The 21,265-nt window shown below is 44.8% G+C and carries 21 protein-coding genes; 16 read left to right on the forward strand and 5 right to left on the reverse strand.

All coding sequences use genetic code 11. From position 1 onward, the window contains the following. Positions 1–99: 99 nt before the first annotated feature. The 5 genes from LBL30_03245 to lpxA all read left to right on the forward strand — a co-directional run bounded on the left by LBL30_03245 (position 100) and on the right by lpxA (position 3,486). Entirely contained in the window at positions 100–363 is a 264-nt protein-coding gene (locus LBL30_03245; protein ID MDR1032104.1) for a hypothetical protein, read from the forward strand. Beyond that, positions 326–1,060 carry a hypothetical protein gene (locus tag LBL30_03250; protein MDR1032105.1) on the forward strand — a complete coding sequence of 245 codons (735 nt, stop codon included), beginning with the start codon at positions 326–328 and terminating at the stop codon, positions 1,058–1,060. The genes LBL30_03245 and LBL30_03250 overlap by 38 nt, the downstream gene beginning before the upstream one ends. 97 nt (positions 1,061–1,157) lie before the next feature. Then, positions 1,158–2,180, forward strand: a complete 1,023-nt coding sequence (gene lpxD / locus LBL30_03255; protein ID MDR1032106.1) for a UDP-3-O-(3-hydroxymyristoyl)glucosamine N-acyltransferase — start codon at positions 1,158–1,160, stop codon at positions 2,178–2,180. A gap of 5 nt (positions 2,181–2,185) precedes the next feature. Further along, complete coding sequence (gene fabZ / locus LBL30_03260) at positions 2,186–2,653, forward strand: 3-hydroxyacyl-ACP dehydratase FabZ (GenBank protein ID MDR1032107.1); 468 nt, start codon at positions 2,186–2,188, stop codon at positions 2,651–2,653. A 26-nt stretch (positions 2,654–2,679) separates the two neighbouring features. Next, positions 2,680–3,486 (forward strand): acyl-ACP--UDP-N-acetylglucosamine O-acyltransferase, encoded by an 807-nt coding sequence (gene lpxA, locus LBL30_03265; GenBank protein MDR1032108.1) that lies wholly within the window; start codon positions 2,680–2,682, stop codon positions 3,484–3,486. 10 nt (positions 3,487–3,496) lie between these two features. Here the strand turns inward: lpxA and LBL30_03270 are convergent, their stop codons facing one another. After that, positions 3,497–4,621, reverse strand: coding sequence for a Re/Si-specific NAD(P)(+) transhydrogenase subunit alpha (locus tag LBL30_03270; GenBank protein MDR1032109.1), 1,125 nt, complete (start codon positions 4,619–4,621; stop codon positions 3,497–3,499). Between the two features lie 174 nt (positions 4,622–4,795). Here LBL30_03270 and LBL30_03275 point away from each other — a divergent pair, with 174 nt between their 5' ends. Continuing rightward, entirely contained in the window at positions 4,796–6,895 is a 2,100-nt protein-coding gene (locus tag LBL30_03275) for an efflux RND transporter periplasmic adaptor subunit (protein ID MDR1032110.1), read from the forward strand. 3 nt (positions 6,896–6,898) lie between these two features. Further along, complete coding sequence (locus tag LBL30_03280; GenBank protein ID MDR1032111.1) at positions 6,899–10,030, forward strand: efflux RND transporter permease subunit; 3,132 nt, start codon at positions 6,899–6,901, stop codon at positions 10,028–10,030. A gap of 21 nt (positions 10,031–10,051) precedes the next feature. Here LBL30_03280 and trmB read toward each other — a convergent pair whose 3' ends face one another. Continuing rightward, positions 10,052–10,726: a tRNA (guanosine(46)-N7)-methyltransferase TrmB gene (gene trmB / locus LBL30_03285; GenBank protein ID MDR1032112.1), complete on the reverse strand. Its 675-nt coding sequence runs from the start codon at positions 10,724–10,726 to the stop codon at positions 10,052–10,054. Next, a complete protein-coding gene (gene lipB, locus LBL30_03290) occupies positions 10,723–11,370 on the reverse strand; it encodes a lipoyl(octanoyl) transferase LipB (protein ID MDR1032113.1) in 648 nt (215 codons plus the stop codon). The genes trmB and lipB overlap by 4 nt, the downstream gene beginning before the upstream one ends. A gap of 15 nt (positions 11,371–11,385) precedes the next feature. On the opposite strand from lipB, the gene LBL30_03295 reads away from it, so the two are divergent. The 6 genes from LBL30_03295 (at position 11,386) to LBL30_03320 (ending at position 17,232) form a co-directional block, all read left to right on the forward strand. Continuing rightward, positions 11,386–11,877, forward strand: coding sequence for a phosphatidylglycerophosphatase A (locus LBL30_03295; protein ID MDR1032114.1), 492 nt, complete (start codon positions 11,386–11,388; stop codon positions 11,875–11,877). Positions 11,878–11,941: 64 nt separating this feature from the next. Beyond that, a complete protein-coding gene (locus LBL30_03300; GenBank protein ID MDR1032115.1) occupies positions 11,942–12,988 on the forward strand; it encodes a rod shape-determining protein in 1,047 nt (348 codons plus the stop codon). Positions 12,989–13,012: 24 nt separating this feature from the next. Continuing rightward, the gene (locus LBL30_03305) at positions 13,013–13,807 is read left to right on the forward strand and encodes a rod shape-determining protein MreC (protein ID MDR1032116.1); all 795 of its coding nucleotides are present in this window, start codon (positions 13,013–13,015) and stop codon (positions 13,805–13,807) included. Next, complete coding sequence (locus tag LBL30_03310) at positions 13,804–14,988, forward strand: extracellular solute-binding protein (GenBank protein ID MDR1032117.1); 1,185 nt, start codon at positions 13,804–13,806, stop codon at positions 14,986–14,988. Before LBL30_03305 ends, LBL30_03310 begins: the two co-directional genes overlap by 4 nt. Positions 14,989–15,111: 123 nt before the next feature. After that, positions 15,112–17,082, forward strand: a complete 1,971-nt coding sequence (locus LBL30_03315; GenBank protein MDR1032118.1) for an acetoacetate--CoA ligase — start codon at positions 15,112–15,114, stop codon at positions 17,080–17,082. 6 nt (positions 17,083–17,088) lie between these two features. Further along, positions 17,089–17,232 carry an Hpt domain-containing protein gene (locus LBL30_03320; GenBank protein ID MDR1032119.1) on the forward strand — a complete coding sequence of 48 codons (144 nt, stop codon included), beginning with the start codon at positions 17,089–17,091 and terminating at the stop codon, positions 17,230–17,232. A 35-nt stretch (positions 17,233–17,267) separates the two neighbouring features. Here LBL30_03320 and LBL30_03325 read toward each other — a convergent pair whose 3' ends face one another. After that, positions 17,268–17,891: a Tim44/TimA family putative adaptor protein gene (locus LBL30_03325; protein ID MDR1032120.1), complete on the reverse strand. Its 624-nt coding sequence runs from the start codon at positions 17,889–17,891 to the stop codon at positions 17,268–17,270. A 100-nt stretch (positions 17,892–17,991) separates the two neighbouring features. Here LBL30_03325 and LBL30_03330 point away from each other — a divergent pair, with 100 nt between their 5' ends. The 3 genes from LBL30_03330 to LBL30_03340 are packed head-to-tail and all read left to right on the forward strand — an operon-like array spanning position 17,992 to position 20,436. Next, the gene (locus LBL30_03330; GenBank protein MDR1032121.1) at positions 17,992–18,849 is read left to right on the forward strand and encodes an NTP transferase domain-containing protein; all 858 of its coding nucleotides are present in this window, start codon (positions 17,992–17,994) and stop codon (positions 18,847–18,849) included. Beyond that, positions 18,846–19,373 (forward strand): dTDP-4-dehydrorhamnose 3,5-epimerase, encoded by a 528-nt coding sequence (gene rfbC, locus LBL30_03335; GenBank protein ID MDR1032122.1) that lies wholly within the window; start codon positions 18,846–18,848, stop codon positions 19,371–19,373. Before LBL30_03330 ends, rfbC begins: the two co-directional genes overlap by 4 nt. Further along, positions 19,348–20,436, forward strand: coding sequence for a TIGR00180 family glycosyltransferase (locus tag LBL30_03340; GenBank protein ID MDR1032123.1), 1,089 nt, complete (start codon positions 19,348–19,350; stop codon positions 20,434–20,436). Before rfbC ends, LBL30_03340 begins: the two co-directional genes overlap by 26 nt. Here the strand turns inward: LBL30_03340 and LBL30_03345 are convergent. Further along, positions 20,417–21,265, reverse strand: an 849-nt coding sequence (locus LBL30_03345; GenBank protein MDR1032124.1) for a DMT family transporter, incomplete at its 5' end; no start/stop codon positions are given. The genes LBL30_03340 and LBL30_03345 overlap by 20 nt on opposite strands.

Here is a 21,265-nt window from a genome sequence, read left to right on the forward strand (position 1 = left end):
TGATGGTGGTGTTTCAGCATTTTCCGGTTAAGCTTACTGGTCGATTCAGGCAAGTTGCGATAGGGTTTACTCTGGTTTATGTTTTCGTGTTCAAATGTAATGTTGCCCCTTTTTTATACTTTCAGTTTTAAAGATATTACCAGCTATGCTTCTGGGTGTCTGCTGGGCTCTGCGTTGTTTTTCTCGCTCGACTGGTATCAAATCAACACCCAATCGTACATGTATCATCTGGCCAAAAGATACATCCCCTACGTCAAATGCATGATGAGAGGAGAAAAACCTGCTTACCTTGTCGGCAGCGCAGAGATTTATGTGAAATATTTCTTTGCTAAAGAGCAGGGGGGGGGGGGAATTCTTAGTTAGCTCCAGTCGAGGATATCAAATTGACGCCGCAATTATAAAACAAAATACGCTTAGAAATTTGTGGGTCAGTGGAAGCTTTTGTCGCATACCTGATACGTTAAGTCTATTAGCATCATTGCAGCATACGCAAAAAATTTTTGTGGCCGTTGATCCATGGCTATTTAAAAGCTATGCAGAGGCAAGTTTTTTACTAGGCAAGCGCCATTGCCACTTGCTGAGTAGGTGGTTTATTTTAGAATGGCTGAGATCATACCTTGGTTTTATTTCTCTTTGCGGTTTTGGACACGCCTATGATTCAAATGGAACGGCGATAATGTCGCCAAAATACGAAGCTACATATGAATTTAATGTCCGCAATGCTATTGCTGATTCCAAATTTGCTTGGCGTGCTGATGTGGTCGAAGCGTACAAGCGGTCGGTCAGGCAGCTGCAAAATAAGAGAGCGTCTGTCACCTTCATCAAGCTCCCCCTTCATCCGGAGGCTTATAAATACGATATTGTTCGACGCAATTTTTGCGAGTTTGATAAGTTCATAAATAGCCTAGCCAAAGAATTGAACGTCGAAGTTATAGGAACATTTTTCCCACCTAAAGATCTTACTGCTGGGGATTTTTACGACGAGATTCATATAAGGAAATCCGGTTTGAGGAAAGTGCTGAAGGTTAAGCAATCCTCGGCGATGGAAATCGGTGGGTGACCTAAGCTATAAAACCACAACAGAAAAACTGCCTTTCAGATGGTATTAATCCATCGTATAAGGTTAGTTGCATATATCCTGCTTGGAGTGTTTAGCTGTGGTCGACAAGCGATTCTTCCCTTCGATTTCTGAGAAAAATATTAAGGAAATATCAGATCACATCGGTGGAACGATGATCTGTCCTGAACTTGGCAGCAGATGCATTTCCAGCATCGATACGCTGATGAAGGCTGGGCAGAACAGTTTGTCGTTTCTAAGCAACAAAAAATATATCGGCGAGCTGGAAAAAACCAACGCTGGAGCTGTAATCGTCGAAGCTCAATGTCGGGATAAAGTTTCGGATAAAACTGCGGCGATTGTTGTCACAGGCAATGTGCTTATTGCCTACGCAAAGGCAGCTGAGTTTTTATACCCCGAGCCAATTAATACCGAGGCATTATCCAGTGAGCCAATATCCAAAACGGCCAAAATAGGGAAAAACTGTAACATAGCCCCTTATGTGGTCATGGGTGATAATGCTGAGATAGGCGACAATGTCACAATCGGGGCACACACATATATTGGTAAAGGGGTCGTTATTGGCAATAATTGTAAAATTGCCAGCAACGTGCACATAGAATGTGCCGTTATAGGAAACGAGGTGGTAATCAATTCGGGGGCGCGCATCGGAAGCTCTGGCTTTGGTATCATAAACGTTAAACCAAAGCCGGTATATGTTCCCCAGTTAGGGCGTGTGCTGATTGGCGATTTTGTCAGGATAGGTGCGAACACAACCATTGACCGGGGCAGCCTGGACGACACTGTAATCGGTGAAGGAACAATAATCGACAATCTGGTTCAGGTTGCACATAACGTCCAGATAGGAAAGCATTGCACCATAGTGTCTCAGGTAGGTATTGCCGGAAGTTGCGTCATAGGCGACTTTGTTACAATGGCTGGTCAGGTTGGCTTAGCCGGTCATCTGAAAATCGGAGACGGTGCGATAATTGCCGCCAAATCAGGCGTTGCTAAAGATATTCTGCCTGGTAAAATCATGGCAGGGATTCCTGCCGTAGAAGCGGGGCTGTGGAGACGTCAAGTGGCGTATCTGAAGAATTGTTTTGCTAAGAAGGAGATTTGAGAACAATGGCTTCCAAAACTAACGAAAAAACAACGCTGAATATTGACGATATAAAGCGCCACTTACCGCACAGATATCCCATGCTGTTGGTTGACCGTGTAGAGGACCTCGTGCCTGGTGAAAGCGCGGTTGGCATAAAATGTGTCTCATGCAACGAGCCCTTCTTTGAGGGGCATTTCCCAAGCAAGCCAATCATGCCGGGCGTACTAATCATCGAGTCTATGGCCCAGACGGCAGGGGTGCTTGTCATGAACACTGCCGGCATGAACAGCGACGGCAAGCTTGTTTACTTTATGTCTGTTGACCAGGCTAAATTCCGCCAGATTGTCCAGCCTGGCGACGTACTGAAAATCAACGTTCAGAAAGAGCACAATCGCGGCAATATGTGGAAATTCTCAGGCAAAGCGTACGTTGGGGACAAGTTAATGGCAGAAGCGATTTTTACCGCAATGATTGTTGACGAAAAGAGCTGATAACGCATTTATAAGGACCGCAGGAAATGCCAAAAATCCACCCTACAGCAATCGTAAACGATAACGCCAGGATAGCGGACGACGTCGCCATAGGTCCCTACTGCGTCATTGGGCAGAGTGTAAGCATAGGTAAAGGAACGGTTTTATATTCTCACGTATGTCTGGAGGGGAATACTTCTATCGGCGAAGATAATGAAATATTTCCTTTTGCAGCCATTGGTTTTGTTCCTCAAGACCTTAAGTATCACGGTGAAAAATCACGCCTGATTATCGGTAACAGAAACACTATTCGTGAGTATGTAACGATGCATCCAGGGACCGACGGCGGCAATATGGCAACCGTCATAGGCGACGATTCTTTGTTCATGGCTGGCGTGCATATAGCCCATGACTGTCATATAGGCAACAACATAATAATGGCTAATCAGGCGACCTTGGGTGGGCATGTAACTATCGATGATTTTGCGATATTAGGCGGATTGGTCGCAGTACACCAGTTCGTCAGGATAGGAAAATACGCAATGATTGGCGGAATGTCAGGGGTGGATAAAGACGTTATCCCTTACGCCTCGATTGCTGGTGAGAGAGCCGGTATAGCCGGCATTAACCTGGTTGGGCTTAAAAGACATAACTTTACCAGAGAGTCGATATTCAGAATCCGAGAGGCCTATAAAGATCTATTTGCTGAAAACGGTACTATCGAGGAAAGAAGATCTGATTTGCGAAAGAGGTTTAAAGGCCAGCAAGATGTATCTTTGATCTTGGATTTTTTGGATCTCGAATCCTCAAGGTCGATTTGCTTACCCAGGAAGGCTGGACGTTCTGTAATCTAGCCCTCCCCACCTAAAGCTTAGCAAAAACTTCGGTCGTCTTGCCGTTATATGCCAACAGGCTTGCGATGATGATGTCGTCCGAAGTATCAACAGAAAGTTTGTTGTCTTTAATCAACAGTTGCAAAAAGTTGAACACGTTTTTGGAAAACAACTTACTTGCGTCATGCGGAATTCTTCCGGCCATATTGGCATAGCCGATAATCGTGACGCCGTTGTGCAAGACCTTTTCATCAAGTTTAGATAATTCGCAGTTACCGCCGGATTCCGTGGCCAGGTCAACAATCACGCTTTTAGACTGCATAGACTCAACCATTTCTTTAGTGACAAGTACCGGGGCCGGCTTGCCAGGAATTTGAGCAGTAGTTATGACTATATCAGATTTTTTAACGGCCTCAGCAAGCTTCTCCGATTGTTTTTTCTTGTACTCAGCGCTCATTTCCTTGGCATATCCGCCGCCTCCATCTCCGGCCTCTTGCGTGTCCACTTCAACAAATTTGGCGCCAAGGCTTTCCACCTGTTCTTTGGCTGCCGAACGCACGTCAAAGGCGGATACTACCGCGCCTAGGCGCCTAGCGGTAGCAATGGCCTGAAGACCAGCCACACCCGCGCCAATAACCAGCACGCGTGCAGCTGCAACCGTACCGGCCGCCGTCATCATCATGGGAAACATGCTTGAGTAAACGTCGGCAGCCTCTATGACGGCTTTATATCCGGCTAAATTTGCTTGAGATGACAGAACGTCCATACTCTGGGCCCGTGTCGTCCTTGGAATCAGCTCCAGCGCGAATAAATTCACTCCGCGCTCTGCCAGCTTTTGCAAAAAATCCTTGTTAGCATGAGGGTTCATTAAGGATATAACGGTCGCCCCCTTATCAATATTGGCCGTCCAGCCGCCTTTGGGCTCTGAGTAAGGAAGCCTAACAGCCAAGACAACGTCGGCCGTTTTTACGGTTTCTTTTGTGGTTTTAACGGATAATGCGCCCGCTTGCGTGTAGTCTTCGTCCTTTATAAAGGACGGAAGGCCCGCGCCTTTTTCTATTTTGACCTCGTGACCGGCAGATACCAACTTTTTAACGATCTCTGGCGTAATCGATACACGATGGTCTGCGCCATTTGACATCACGAAAATTATCATAGAAGATACCACGCGAACAGCTTGCTAGAAAGTTACGCTATATGAGGCTCGGCCTCAACAGGAAATTGAGTCTTATTTGTGTTAACTTATCGGTAAGTTTTGCTGGGTAATATTGCGGCTGTATAGCGCGTTCAGTATCAGCCGTTGTGTGTATGGTGATAGTTTAGAGTTTTTATGTTTGGCAGATCAATTATTTTAGTGGTTGTTTTGGTACTTTCGGCCTTCCAGCCGTCGTGTATAGCAAGTTCCTACCCGCCGCCAGATACTCCGGGCGACCAAACAGCTGATGACCAAGCCGTCGTTGACGCGGAAGAATCTGAACCTCACGAAAGTATTTGGCAGAAAGTAAAGCGATTCTTTCATAAATTCATGCCCAAGAAATCTGAAGAGCAGACATCGGCTGCTGATGAGCAAGAGGCAACTGTCGTTGCTGAACCGGAGCAGTCTAATGAAGCACAAGATGCTATAGCGACTGAACCAACTGATGAAGCCGCTGAAATTGAGCAAGGTGTAGCTACCGCCGATGTCGAAGCGGCGCCGGAAGAGCCTCATGAAAGTCTGTGGGAAAAGGTAAAGCGGTTCTTTCATAAATTCATACCCAAGAAATCTGAAGAACAGGTAGGGGTAGCTGAAGGTCAGGAAGCAGTTAATGCTGAGCCAAATTCAAACGACAGTGAGCAGGAAGCCGTTAGCGCTGAGCCTGTTGCCGAACCAGTCGATAAAGCAGCAGAGCAAACCGAACCCATTGTTGCTGCCGCTGAAGCAGAGCTTTCCGAGCCTAATAAAAGTATCTGGCAGAAAATAAAGCAATTCCTACGTAAATTCATACCTAAAAAATCTGAAGAGCAGCCAGTTGTTACTGAGGAAGCGGTGACTGCCGAGCCAAAGCCCGCTAATGAGGGGCAGGAGGTCGCCGCTACTGAACCAGGAACAGGCAATGCGCAGCAAACTGTTGCTGAGCCTGAAAATAAGCCAACTGACGATGTCGCTAAAACTGAGCAAGGTGCAGTCGCCGTTCCTGCCGAGGCAGGGCCAGAAGAGCCTCACAAGAGTATTTGGCAAAGAATAAAACAGTTCTTTTGCAGGCTGTTTTCCAAAAAATCTGTGGAACAGCCGGAGGCTATCAGTGGGCAAGAGGCCGCTACTGCCGAATCAAGAAGCAAGACGGCAATCGAATCGATAGGTCAGGCGGTTGGCGATGCCGAGAAGCCTGCGGCTGAGTCAAGTAAAAGCGAAGGGTTTTTCAGTAAGCTGTTTTCCAAGAAAAAAGAAGACGTAGATACAGATATGATGGATGCTCTTAAAAAACTGCAGAATGCCGATCCGGTTGTCGATGTTGCTTCGGCTCGCTTAGGGCAGGTACAGCATGTCACAAACCTTATTGGAACATTACGTGCAAGTAATGACTGCACCATAAAATCCGAGGTTGACGGCAGGATATCTAGAATCCTTTTTGAAGAAGGGCGCAAAGTAAACGAAGGGGATGTGCTGTTGGAGGTTGACAGCGCCGCTATGCGTATTCATATGCGTGAGATAAGTGCTCAATTAACGTTGGCTAAGGCCGAATATAAGCGTGCTCAGGACTTGGCAAGTAAAGAATTTCTTTCAAAAAGCGAATTAGACAAAAAATACGCCGAGGTGATGATACTGGAATCCAAGCTTGCGGCGGTCAAAGAAGAGCTGTCTAAGTATAAAGTTAGGGCTCCATTTGCGGGGGTTGTTGGGCTTAGAGAGATCAGCGTAGGGGACTATGTAACCAAAAGCAAAGAAATGCTGCGCATAGTAAGCGATCAGGACATAAGAGTGGACTTCAAGGTGCCTGAAATGATTGTCGCTGGTATGGAAATCGGGCAGACCGTATATATAAAGATCGACGGGGTTCACGGCGAATTTCCAGCAGAAGTGCTGGCAATAAATCCTGAAGCCGATCAAATGTCGCATAGCTTCGTAGTGCGCGCGGTAATGCAGTATCAAAATGAAGATATGCGCCCAGGCCTGTTCGTCAGGGTTTCTGTGCCAAATACAACGTCTTCAGAGGCGATTCTTGTGCCAGAAAGCGCTATATCACGCGTAGGCGATAATGATGTGGTGTTTAGGGTTGTTGATGGTATGGCTATTAAAACTCCGGTCACGATAGGCATTCGTCAAAGTGGTGAAGTTGAGATTCTGACGGGAATTAACGCCGACGACGTAGTAATTACCGCCGGGCATATGAGGGTGCGTGACGGAAGTACGGTCCAGATCTCAACAGGGCTTGAGGGGCTGGAACAGTAAAGTATGGCGTCTGCATCAACATCGTTCACCGAAGTTTTTGTTCGTAGGCCGGTATTCTCCACGGTTTTGACTTTGGTTGTATGCCTTTTGGGTATTGTCTCATACCAAAGGCTGTCCGTACGCGAGATGCCAAAAATCGAAAAGCCGATAATATCGGTGGAATCAAGCTATCCAGGCGCTAACCCGTATGTTGTTGAGCAGCAGGTTACTAAGGTGCTTGAAGGTGTATTTGCAACTATACAAGGTGCGGAAATCATCACCTCTAACAGCAGCAACGAGCAAAGCAAAATATCGATACAGTTCAGCCCAGATAAAAACGTCGACGTTGCAGCCAGCGAAGTACAAGAAAGAATCTCACGTATTTACAGTGAATTGCCCCAAGACCTTCAGCATCCAATGCTGCATAAATCTGATGCGGATGCTCATTCGATTATATTTATTGTCTTTACCAGCGATACGCTTTCGAATGATGAAATTCGCGACTATATAGAGCGGTTCATAAAAAGCAAAGTTGAGATATCCCCCGGTGTAGCGCGCGTTGACCTTCAGGGCGGAACTAAAAAGGCGATGCGCATCAAGCTTGATACTCAAAGGCTTGCGGCCTATGGCCTGACTGCGATTGAGGTTCGTAACGCCATTCAAATGCAATGCGTACAACGTCCTGGCGGGCGACTTACCGGCAAAGATCGTGAATTTATGATCACAATTGCAGGCGAGATTAATAAGCCAGAGCAGTTTGATGAAATCTCTATACCTACGCCAGATGGAAAACCGCTGAAGCTGAAGGATATTGGGCGTGCAGAGCTGAGTGGAGGAGAGGTCAGAAGTAATTTCTGGTTCAATGGGAAAGAAGGCGTGGCGCTTGGCGTCGTCAAGCAATCTACGGCAAATCCGCTTGATGTCTGTAAGGGTATTAGAAATATATTTCCAGATATCGAAAGAGCACTGCCTGGCGGCATAAAAGCAATCATAGCGATGGATCGCACCAAATATATCGAATCCTCAATCGACGAGGTGTATCGCACCATAATCGAGGCGACGATACTGGTTATTTTAGTGATATTTTTGTTCCTGTGGTCCTTCAGGGCGGCGATTGTCCCGCTTGTTACTATCCCGGTTTGTTTGCTGGGAACGTTTTTCTTGCTTTACGTTTTTGATTTTACAATAAACACGATCACGCTGCTGGCGATGGTTCTTTCCATCGGCTTAGTGGTGGACGACGCAATTGTCGTGCTTGAAAACGTTCACAGGCATATCGAGGCTGGCAAAAGCCGAATTGAAGCCGCGATAGAGGGGACTAAAGAGATTGCTTTCGCCGTAGTGGCCATGACCCTAACGCTGGCTGCTGTATATGCGCCTATAGGCTTAGCGCCAGGGAAGCTTGGTAAATACTTTAGGGAATTTTCATTAGCTTTGGCCGGATCCGTCATGATTTCCGGCTTTGTAGCATTAACGCTGTCCCCAATGATGTGTTCAAAAGTCTTGGCGGCAAATGTCCTTAGTAGTGACAGTAAGCGCAAGTGGGTCAGGGCCTATAAAAATCTTGGCATGAAGATTCATAACTTTATCGCTTCGATTGAGGAATGGTATGCCAGGGTGCTGAAAATCTTTCTTAAAAGGCGCGTCATATCGTTTTCTGTTGGTTGTACAGTGGCTGCTATAGGTTTTGCCGTGGGAGGGTTTTGGCTGCCGTCCGAAGATACGCCGTCAGAAGATGACGGCTGGCTTTCGATTGTTGGTCACGGTCCGATGGATGCAACTTATGACTATATGCGCCGTAATGCTTTGCGGGTAGAAAATATATTAAGTGAAGTGCCAGAAATTGAATTTCGCGACATTGACATTCAAGCTACACAGATAAACGGTGGAGCTATGCTTACGGACTGGAGCAAACGTAAGCGCACAACTCAGGATATAGCCGACTCTTTAAGAAACAAGTTCGCTAACGTAGCGGGGGCCGATATATACGTCTCTGCCAGTGGAGGGGGCAGCAGCGCCAGCGATGGTGATAAAATTGAGTTTGTGCTTCAGACCAGCCTTGACCTAGCGCACTTAGAGATGTACGGAGCGCTGTTTAATCAATTGCTGCATCAATACAGGCATATTTTTCCCAGAATAGAGACGTCGCTTTTGCCTTCAGCGCAAGAGTATGTCGTCAATATAGACCGCGAAAGGGCTGCTTCGCTTGGTATAAGCATGAACGAGGTGGCAGAGACTGTAGAGATTTTAGTTAGAGGTAGAACTGCTAACCGCATCAAGCTGGACGGCAAGCAATATGACGTTATCGTACAACTAGCCGACAAAAAGCGCAGTAGTGTCCAGGACGTGTCTGATATATTTGTGAAAGTACGCGATTCGAACAGCCAGCGTGCTCACTTACCAAACATGGTGACTTTGTCTGACTTGATTACTATTACGCCTAAACAGGCCCCGATAGGGCTTTTCCATTATGACCAGCTGTTGGCGATAAGCTTCAAGTGCGATATAGCCAAAGGACACTCGCTTGGGGAGGCGGTCGACCAAATCGATGATCTTAAGAAAAATTATCTACCTGATGATATAAGGCTTACTTTCTCCGGCAAAACCAAAACATACATGGAAGAAAGCCGTAATATAATATTTATATTCTCGATTGCTCTGCTGTTCATATTTTTGGTTCTTTCCGCGCAGTTTGAAAGCTTTATTGATCCGTTTATCATTTTGCTAAGCGTACCGCTGTCCATTGCAGGAGCCCTTATAACACTTAAAATTATAAATGGAGGAAGCCTTAACATTTATTCAAAGATTGGGATGGTGACCCTTATCGGCCTGATAACTAAACACGGTATTTTGATTGTCGACTTTGCCAACAGCCTTGTACTTGAAGGGAAGTCGAAAATTGATGCGGTTTACGAAGCGGCCAAGCTAAGACTGCGTCCTATCTTGATGACGACGTTTGCTATGGTGCTTGGTTCGCTGCCTTTGGCCATGGCCATGGGCGCAGGCAGCGGCGCTAGGCGTCAGATAGGCTGGGTAATTGTGGGCGGTATGTCTATAGGAACCTTATTCACCATATTCATACTTCCAGTGGTCTATACAATGATATCCATGAAAGACCGCAGCCACCTTGTACTTAAAAAGAGCGCTAAAGCATAAAGTACAAAATATTGCGTGCTCTCAAGAGCAGACTTTCAAAGCTTCTATAAAAAAACAGTCTGATCCGGCAAGGCGTGCTTTTTCTTCATATTTCGTCATGACCGGCGACCAAGGGTTTTGAGGGTGGATACACAAATCTAAGCTTTGGCTAGATGCACGAAACCCAAAACCACTGTTCACAAGCTCAAAAACCTCTTTGGCATACTCTCTGTTATCAGAGGCAAACCGAATACTTCCGTCTGGCGCTAAAACGCGCCAAATCAACGCAAGAAACCCCTTTTGAACCAATCTGCGTTTATGATGACGTTTTTTAGGCCACGGATCTGGAAATAATACATAGATACAAGATATGCGGTCGTCTGGAATTTCAGATATAAACGCCCGGCAATCCCCAATAAATACCTTTATGTTTTCTATTTTCAGCCGATCTACAGAGCTCAGCAGCTTGGCAGCGCCATTAACAAAAGGCTCACATCCAATAAAGTATGTATCTGGCTGACTAAGCGCCTGATGAACAAGATGCTTACCATCGCCAAACCCTATCTCCATCTGTATCGGCAGGCTGTCGCCATCAAATAAAGCCTTGCTGGCCACCACTTGTGGCAGAAAATCAGCCAGAAGCTGTTTTTGCCTGCTTGATAGGGACTTTCCTTTAGTTCTGGCAAAGGACTGTATCCACGTATGTTGGTTGCTCATAGGATAGGGAAACGCTTGGCCAAAAGGTTATCAAAATCGCTTAAGGTAGTGTTAACACCAAGCTTACGCAGTGATGTAACGCCATATTCGCTGATGCCGCAGGGGATAATCTGGTCGAAGAAGCTTAAATCTGGATCTATGTTGATGGCGATACCGTGTGTAGTAACTCCATTTACTATCCTTATGCCAATTGCAGCAATTTTACTGACCGATGGCTGTGTGCGATTGTCTTTAACCCAAACCCCGATTTTGTTGGGAATCAAGAAGCCTTTAACACCAACGTCTTTGAGTGCAGAAATGCACCATTCTTCCAAGATCATTACATATTCTTTTACCCCAATATTTCTTTTAGCAATATTAATCATGACATAAACAACGCGTTGTCCAGGGCCGTGATAAGTGTACTTGCCTCCGCGATTGGCTTTATAAACAGGTACGTTGGTTGGCTTCAGCATCTCGCACGGCTTAGCCAAAGCGCCGTAAGTAAAGATATGGGGATGCTCTAAAAACCAGACCAGTTCATCACACTCACCCGCGGCAATCGCTTTTGCCGTGTTGTTCATAAATTCGGCTGAATATGTGTAATCGACTGGAGACTTAGTATATAACCAACGCATAGTTCTGGCAGCAGATGCTGCAATCATAAAGGTGATCCGCAGATGATTAGATATCGAATTGCAATGATTATTTCCACGTTTTTTCTGCTGGGAAGGGTTCCGATTGCACCTGGTACCGCCGGATCCTTAGGAGGGGCATTGTTGCTCTTTATGATTGGAAGTATTCCAGTATGCACTTACATTTTACTGATTTTAGGCCTGTGTGTGCTTGGTTGGTGGTCTGTGCTGGTATCGCTTGAAAAGGCAAACACCCCAGATCCAAAATATATTGTCATAGATGAGGTTATTGGACAGACAATTGCCATTGCTCCGCTAATCGGGGTAGGGCCACAGAGCGTGTGGTGGTATTGCCTGTCTTTTCTTTTATTTCGCTTATTTGATATATGGAAGCCATGGCCTATCGGCTGGGTTGACCAATTAACGTCAAGCAAGCATATCTCTAGATTTGGGCAGACAGCCTGCATAATATGCGACGATGTGCTGGCAGGTCTGGCCGCAGGAATTTGCTTATATTTCACTATGCAGTATTTTTAGTGTTGCTTTGCTTCATTTTTTGGTAAAGGTGCTATATATCCTTGCATAGTTATATTTACGCAACATGAACATAATTTCCAAACTGAGCTCTTTATTTTCGTCCGACATGGCCGTAGACCTTGGCACAGCGAATGTGCTGGTCTATTTGAAAGGTGAAGGAATTGTCCTGAACGAGCCTTCTGTAGTCGCCATATCGGATACAGGCGGAAAGGTCAACATTTTGGCGGTTGGTGAAGATGCGAAAAGCATGGTCGGAAGAACCCCAGGCAGTATCCAAGCTATCCGGCCGCTTAAGGATGGGGTTATCGCAGATTTCGATATTGCTGAAAGCATGATTAAGCACTTCATACGGAAGATTCATAACCGCAGAAGATTTATCTCACCTAGAATAGTCATATGTATTCCATATGGCGCAACGGCAGTTGAGCGCAGAGCAATTCAAGAAGCGGCCGAAAGCGCCGGGGCAAGGCGAGTCTATTTAATCGAAGAGCCAATGGCCGCGGCGATTGGCGCTGGGCTTCCCGTTTCTGAACCATACGGGTCTATGGTCGTGGATATAGGGGGTGGAACTACTGAAATTGCGGTTTTATCGCTTGGCGGCATTGTATATGCGAAATCAATACGGGTTGGTGGGGACAAGATGGACAATGACATCATTACCTATGTGCGTAGAACTCACGACCTGTTGATTGGTGAAACTTCGGCAGAGAAGATCAAAAAAGCCATAGGCGCAGCCTTTATCCCTAAAGGAGAAGGTGGAAGAAAAACTGTTGTAAAAGGACGTAACGTAAAGACCGGCTTTCCTGAAGAAATTGAGATAACTGAAGAGCAAATAGCAGAAGGCTTAAAAGAGAGCGTCAACGCCATTGTAAGCGCAATTAAAATTGCCTTAGAGAACACTCCGCCGGAGTTATCCTCTGACATAGTTGACAAAGGTATTGTTTTGACCGGGGGAGGGGCTATGCTGAAAGGACTTGATGAGATCATTCATAATACGACCCATCTTCCTGTCACAGTAGCAGACGATCCTTTGTCATGTGTTGCTATCGGAAGCGGCCGGGCCTTAGAAGAACTTGATAAAACGCAAAACGTCCTTACCTCTTCTTACTGAAGCTCACATGAGGGGCTAAGCAGGATGTTCAGCAACAAGGTAAAGTGGCGTTTTTGGCTTAGCTGGGGTGGAGTCGTCGTTTTTGTTTGCCTGATTGCTGCAGCCGATCGCTTTAACGCGCTGTCTTACATGAGGGATTGGGCAATGCGCATGACAACTTTTGGTGCAAGGGGCGTTGTTCGCTTGACTGAGACAGCCTCACGAGTCTTGCATAACTTTTCAGGAGAATCCGGACGAGAAATTCAAAAGCTGAAACAGGAACTAATCGTCTGTAAAATTGACTTGGAAAGGCTGAAATACCTTCAAATTGAAAATGATCGACTGAGATCAGCTTTAGACTTTGCCCTAAATACAAACGATAAAGTAACGGTTTTTGCAACGATTCTAAGAGTTCATGAACTTTTAACCTACAACGAAATATACTTAAACAAAGGCAATGAATCAGGAATTGCCGAAGGGGACGTGATCATAGGACAATCTGGAGTCATAGGCGTGGTTAAAACTGTTGGACATAAATGGAGCCAAGCTAAAAGAATAACCAGCGCGAGCTTTTATATGTCGGTTTGTTTTTCCCCCTCTGGCATGCTTGCTATATTGAAAGGCGATGGAAGCGGCTGCCTTTGCATACACCTTAAGGAAAATGACAGTGCGATCAAGATTTCTAAAGGCCAACTGGCGTTTACTGATGGGCACGACGGGATTTTTCCTGCCGGCATTCTGGTCGGCAAGGTAGACAGCGACGAGCGCATAATTCCATCTTGCGGAATCAGTCAAATGGGCATTGTATATGTTGTTAAGCAGCAGTTGCGCAATAAATGAGAAGTATTCTGACATTACTAATGGTGGGGTTTGTGCACTCTGCGTTGAGCTGTTGTGCCGACAAAGCAAATCCAGCAACAAATGAAGCAAACTCAACCGCAAGTTTGCCGAGCGAAAATTTTGGCGTATGCCTTGAAGATCTTGGACCACTAGATAAAGAGAAAAAGCTTTATATATACACGTGGTTCGATCAAATCTCGCCTAAAATTATCGACGCATTTTTTAAGCTTACAGGCATTAGGGTAATCGTTGATGTATTTGACTGTAACGAAACTTTAGAAGCAAAGTTACTGACAGGCAATTGCTCATATGATCTTGTTTTGCCCACGGTTTGGCCTTTTTTCTGTCATCAAATGCAAGCCAAAACGTTTCAGAAATTGGATACCAAAAGGCTTGCAAAATATATGCAAAAGTTGGATAAACAAGCGCTTGATCTGCTTTCCGACATCGATCCCTTGAATGAATATGCGGTCCCTTTCACTTGGGGAATTAACGGTATAGGCATTAATATAGAGATTATAAAACGCTTAGCGCCTGACGTCCCTTTGGACAGTTGGGCGATATTGTTTGATCCGCGGTATGCAAAAAAGCTAAGCGCAGCTGGTATTTCCTTGCTGGAAAGCCCAGAAGAGTTATTTGCCGCGGTTTTTGCATACCTTGGTTGTTCGGCGGAAAATATAGACCTGAAACAAGCGGATGAGGCGATTAAGTGTCTTCGGCGAGTGAGGCTGCATATAAACAGATTTGATTCATACAGCTTCCAGGATCTGGCCAGCGGAAGCGCTTGTGCAGTTATGTGTTCGTCTGGTGATTTGATGTTTGCGCGTACGCAAACTTCTAAAAAAAATGCCCGTAACATACGTTTTATTGTACCGAAAGAAGGCGCATGCTTGTGGATGGAGGTATTGGCAATTCCAAAGAAGGCCAAGCATGTAAATAACGCGCATGCTTTTCTTATTTTCTTGATGCACCCAAGGGTATCAGCAGAAGCGACGGATTATACCGGATGCGCCAGCGCTGTCCCAGAGGCAAAAAAATACGTTTCTTCGGCAATCGCTAATGATCCATCGATTTATCCTAATCAAAAAATGCTTAGTATCAGTCAAACAAAAAATGCACTGCCTCGCAATATAAGCAATCACTTGGGCCGAGCGCTTACTCGCATAAAATTTGAAATATAAAGATTTTAATTAGGTATTTTCGGGTAAAACCAAGTATTGCGTTTGGTTTTTGCTCTGGTTTCGCAAACATTTTTTAACCATGACTTGATATTATCAATCTGTGTCAAGTTATGGACAAAAATCATGAGTACAATTAAGCCGCTTTGGGTACCAAGCGCTGACCGCTATAAGAACAGCAACCTCGCTAGGTTCATGGATATTATCAACAAGAAATACAATCTGAAAATAAGCGAATTTAAAGAACTGTGGGACTGGTCGGTTAGCTGTAGGGACGAGTTTTGGGAAGAAATATGGAACTTCGGTGATGTTATAGCTTCCAGCAAAGGCGGCAGAATAAGCAATGGTGAGAAAAATTTTAAGGCTCACAGATATTTTCCTGATGCGAAACTAAATTTCGCCGAAAACCTTTTGCGCATTAGGAACGATGAGCCTGCAATAATATTTTGGGGCGAAGATAAATTAGAAAGAACAATAACTTACAACGAGCTTTATAACAGCGTTAAAGACCTGGCTTATGCTCTTAAAAATAATGGATTAGAAGTGGGGGACAAGGTCGCCGGATACGTGGCTAATACTCCTGAAACGTTGATTGCGGCGCTTGCAACCATATCCCTTGGCGGTGTGTGGTGCGCATGTGCCACAGACTTTGGCGTGAAGGGGGCCTTTGACAGGCTGGCTCAAATAGATCCAAAGTTCTTTTTTGCAACCGAGGCTTATTACTACAAAGGCAAGGTATTTGATAACAGCGATAAGATATTCGACATCGCCAAGGGTATAAGCACTATTAAAAAGACCATACTGATTCCATACGCCGATATGCCAAGGAAAAAACTCGACAAAAACTACGCTTATCTTGACGATTTCATGAACGAATTCGGGGATAAGGGCAAAACGATGCTGGAGTTTGCTCAGCTGCCGTTTAACCATCCAATATATATTTTGTTTACCTCTGGGACTACTGGCGCGCCCAAATGCATTATACACGGCGCAGGCGGAACTTTGCTGCAACACCTGAAAGAGCATCAACTTCACTGCGATATAAAGCCGGGCGACAGAGTATTTTACTACAGCACGTGCAGCTGGATGATGTGGAACTGGCGTGTATCGGCACTTGCTTCAAAAGCTACGCTTATGATGTTTGACGGCAACCCTTCATATCCAGACGCATATACTCTTTTCAACTTTGCGGATAAGCATAAGATGAATTTCTTTGGCACTTCGTCGAAGTTTTTGGACGTTCTTTACAAAATTGGTGCAAAACCAAAAGATCACAACAGCCTTTCGTCTGTTCGCACTATTGGCGCTACAGGATCCCCCTTGTCCCTTGAAGCATTCTCATACGTTTACAAAGACATTAAGCAAGACCTGCACTTAAATGTGTTTTCAGGTGGAACTGATTTGATTTCATGCTTCATTATCGGCAATCCTATCTCTCCTGTATATGCGGGGGAAATGCAGGGCATAGGCCTTGGCATGAAGGTAGAGCTGTTTGATGACGACGGCAAACCTCTAGGCAAAAACCAACAAGGAGAGCTTGTTTGCACCGCGCCATTTGCATCGAAACCCATAGGCTTTTGGAAAGACGACGGCGATCAAAAGTACGATAAAGCATATTATCAAGAGTTCCCTGGTGTGTGGTCGCACGGCGACTGGATAGAAATTACTGACCGCGACGGTGTGATTATATCCGGACGCGCGGATACGGTGCTGAAGCCGAGTGGAGTCCGCATAGGCACGGCCGAAATCTATGCCCAAGTACAAAAGGTTGAAGAAGTACTTGAAAGTATCGCGGTTGGGCAACAGTGGAATAACGACGAAAGGATAATTCTTTTTGTAGTCCTGCGTGATAATTTGGCGCTTGACGAAGACCTTAAGAAAAAGATTTGCGTCCAAATCCGCACCAACGCTACGCCAAGGCATGTTCCTTCTAAGATCATTCAGGTTAAGGAAATTCCTTATACCAAAAACGACAAGATCTCGGAAATTGCTGTGAAATCGGTGATTCAAGGGCGCGAAGTAAAAAACAAAGAGTCCCTTAAAAACCCAGCGTCCTTAGAGCTGTATCGCAACCTTAAGGAACTTCAGGAAGACTGATGCATAATGGACGAGCTGATTGATGAATTCCTGGAAGAGACGAACGAAAACCTGAATACCCTGGGGGCGTCACTGCTCGATTTAGAGAAAAAGCCCAACAGCGCTGAGATTCTAAACGAGGTCTTTCGAAACTTCCATACCATTAGCTGAAGGCTAAAGGTACTTTATATAAATTTTAATAACTACTACGCGTCGGATATGGCGGTCAGTTTCCATTGGGCGGAGGACGCGGTGATTGGCTGTTCAAAATGCCAAGTTTGTTTGATTGTTTTCACATACTCACCGTCGCCGTCGATGATTTCTCCATCTTGGTTTTTCAAAATTTTGGTTTGCTCAAGCTCAAACAGGACTGACGCGCGTACATTATTCTTAACGTAGGATAAATCCAGTACCTCAGCATTTTTTACCGATAACAAAAGACTTTCCAGCGTTTCCTTACGACGTTTGCGCTCTTGTATAGACTTCAAGAAAGAATCCAAAATCTTGCCGCTTAGAAGCTGACGTAATTTATTTTCTTGGCCGTCGTTAAAGGCTTTGTCGATTGCTAATAAAGCTTTTTCCGCCCCTCTCAAGAACGACGTTTTATCAAACTTGCGTCCATGTATGCTGACTTCGTCGCTTTCTTGGGAGTAATCGTTTGCGTCATCGCTAGGGTCAATTTCGGTTGCTTCAACCTCTATAACGTTGGAACCGTCGTCGGTACGAGAAAAGCCACTCTTACCTTTGCTGGCGGGCTTTATCCCCATAACCTGATTCAAGCGAATTAGTAAAAACACGACAACTGCTGCAAAGAATACAAGACTGATCATAAATTTCAATCCAAGGTACGTAAGTTGGTACTATAGCAAAAGTAGACGCGGTAGTGTACAGTACTGATAGTTTTGGCAAAGTTTTATTGATTTGATGAATGTGACCAAAGGGATAGTGCTGGCAGGCGGTAAAGGAAGCAGACTTTGGCCAATGACCACGGTTTGCAGCAAGCAGTTGCTTCCGGTATACGACAAACCAGCAATTTATTACCCCATAAGTACGCTTATGCTTATCGGGATTAAGCAGATACTCATCATAAGCTCACCAGAAGGAATTCAAGCAATAAGCCGTATCCTTGGCGATGGCAGCTGGCTTGGTATTGAGTTGTTTTATGCTGAGCAGTCTGAGCCAAATGGCTTGCCTGAGGCGTTTATAATTGGCGAAAAATTTATAGGCCACGATCCTGTAATCATGATTCTTGGTGACAACTTCTTTCATGGGCACGCAATCACAGAGATGCTTAAAATTGAGCCGCACGAGCGTGCTAAAATATTTTTATACAAAGTTAACGACCCCAGCCGATATGGCGTTGCTGAGCTGGATGACAATGGTCAGGTAGTTTCTGTAGTTGAGAAACCTGCTAATTCTCGCTCAAATCTGGCGATTACTGGGTTTTATTACTTTGACGCATCGGTGGCAGAGCGTGCTAAGCGACTCTCTCCTTCTGGAAGAGGCGAATTAGAGATAACAGACCTAATCAACCAATATGTTGCTGAAAAACTGTTGTCTGCGGCAGTGTTTGGAAGGGGATACGTTTGGTTTGATATCGGAACGCCACAAGCGCTGAACAACGCGTCTAATTACGTTGAGGTTATTCAATCCAGACAAGGGATATCAATTGGCTCTTTGGAAGAAGTAGCCTGGCGTATGGGGTTTATTACCGATGAAATGCTTCGACGTACAGCCGCGTCTATGCCGTGTTGCAATTATAAGTCATATCTAGAATCGATTATATGAACATAACCAAAACCTTCATAGACGGCGTATTTGTTATCGAGCCAGATGTCCATAAAGACAAACGCGGCCTCTTGTTTGAAAGCTTTCATGAAAACAGGTATGGGGATCTGTGCGAAAGATTTGTTCTAGATATTTTTTATTATGCACATAAAAACGTCCTTAAAGGACTGCACTACTCAAGACGCAGTGCGCAATTGATCAACATAGTTCATGGAGTGATATACGATGTAGTAGTTGATCTTAGGAAAGAGTCAAAAACTTTTAAACAGCATTTTTGTATTCAATTGGACGCCAACAATCCTAAACAAATCTATATGCCAAGCAGATGCGCGCATGGTTTGTATGTTCTAAGCGACGATGCGGTTCTTGCCTATAAATGTTCGCGGCATTACGACACAAGTGACGATTTATCTGTTATGTGGAATGATCCAGAGCTCGGCATAAAATGGCCGCTTACCAGTGAGCCAATACTGTCAGACAAAGATATCAGAGGAGAATATGTCTCAAACGTTGAGTTCTGTTAAGCTTACGCTGCTTGTGTTTTTAAAAGACAGATTCGCCTTTACTAAGCGGCTTTGCGCCTATCTTCAAGATATAAATTATCCGTATCATGTGATTTTTGCCGACGGATCCGAGTCGGATGATCACAAGAAATACTTTGGCGAAAATCACTTTAATTTCAGCTATGAATATAAAAAATATCCAGTTGATAAGGATATATATGCATACGCCAGGAAAGCGCGACTGGCTTCTGCTTTGGTGCAAACGCCATATGTAATGCTATGTGATAATGACGACTTTCCAATTGTAAGCGGCCAGGAGGCAGCTTTAAACTGTCTGGAAAATCGCACAGATTGCGTAGGATGCAATGGTCGGGTTAGAGGTTTGATATTAGACCCTGACGTTTCTAAGCCTGGCGGAAGGTATATATTCTGGCAAAAATATTACTGTAACGACATGGACTTTCCTGTGAAAGTAGATCAAGACTCTATAGCTGAGAGAATTACATCATGGCAGCCGTCATGCTGCTCTTTATGGTACAGCGTTTTTAAGACCGATGTTCTAAGGCAAATGTACGAGGATATGGACAAACTTGCTCTTTCAGATTTTGGTCCCATGGAGCTGTTTTTCAGCTATTTCGTACTGTCCAAAGGAAAAGTCGCTCATATAAACTATACAACTTATATAAGGCAGCAAGGGTCATCTCAAGCAGCTGCATCGCAGGGAGATTCCTTTTTTATGCGTTTGTTTTTTCACGATTGGATGACGGATGTCAGGAAGGTTATGGACTATATGCAAGAGCATTACCCGAATGAGCAGACACCAACCGGCCAAAGCTTTAGAGATTATCTATACTGCATACTCGCCAAAAGAAGCGAGAATTCCTATTGCATGCGTATGAGAAGTTGTGTGAATCTTTGTAAATGGACCTTAGAGCGCGGAATATTTATTGAGCTGTTGATAAAAAAGTTTTTTAAGTTTATGCCCAGCTTAGTATCCAAGCTTTCTGACCTGCTGAATAAAAATTTCGCATCGAATAATGAAATAAAGGCCGTGGAAGACGCCATTATAGGGCGGGTTTATTAGGCCTCTCTTGTCGTCTAGCCCTGTAGTAAACATAAATACCGCTTAGCATTATAATACTTACGCCGATTAGGTTCTGGCATGTTGGCGTTGTTCCCAGCATCATAAGATCCAAGGCAAAGACCCAGGCATATGAAGTATAATCAAGCGGCGCGAGAGCAGAGCTGTCTGATAGGCTTAAAGCTAAAGCTATCAGGTATTGGGCTGTCGCGAGTAAGACCCCAATAGAAATAAAATAGGGCCATTGTTCGGCAGGCACCGACTTCCAAAAGAAAGGCAAAAACGGTGCCAGCAGAATAATTGTGACCAAATTAGGGTAAATTGTAATGGTAAGGCTATGCTCGGTTGTCGATAGTTTACGCATACATATCTTATTCATAGAAGCAAAAAATGCCCCCGCTAAAGCGGAGAATAGCCCTGTTTTTGAATCGAGACAGTAACCACCTGGATTCATGGCTATAACTACGCCTACAAGGCCAGCTGTCACCGCCCACCATAACCTGGCGTCGACTTTTTCCTTTAGAAAAAAATATCCAGATACAGTTGTAAATATCGCTGTTGTATAGCTCATTGTATAGACGTTAACTAAGCATGTGGTTTGAATAGCAAACAGAAAAAAGGCCGTGTTTAGAACACTGAACACCAGTCTAACCGCATGGGCTTTCATGCGGCGCGTTTTAAGGTAGAAAATCAGTCCCTTTGGAGTTAGGGATGCAACTAACAGCATTGGCAGCACCCTAACCAAATCTCTGGTAAATATAACCTGAAACAACGAATAGTCTGGCATTACGGTATATTTCATAAGACAGTCGGAAATCGCGTAGATTATTAT

The organism is Holosporales bacterium, from assembly GCA_031263535.1.
In the GTDB taxonomy this organism is placed as follows: Bacteria; Pseudomonadota; Alphaproteobacteria; order UBA3830; family JAIRWN01; genus JAIRWN01.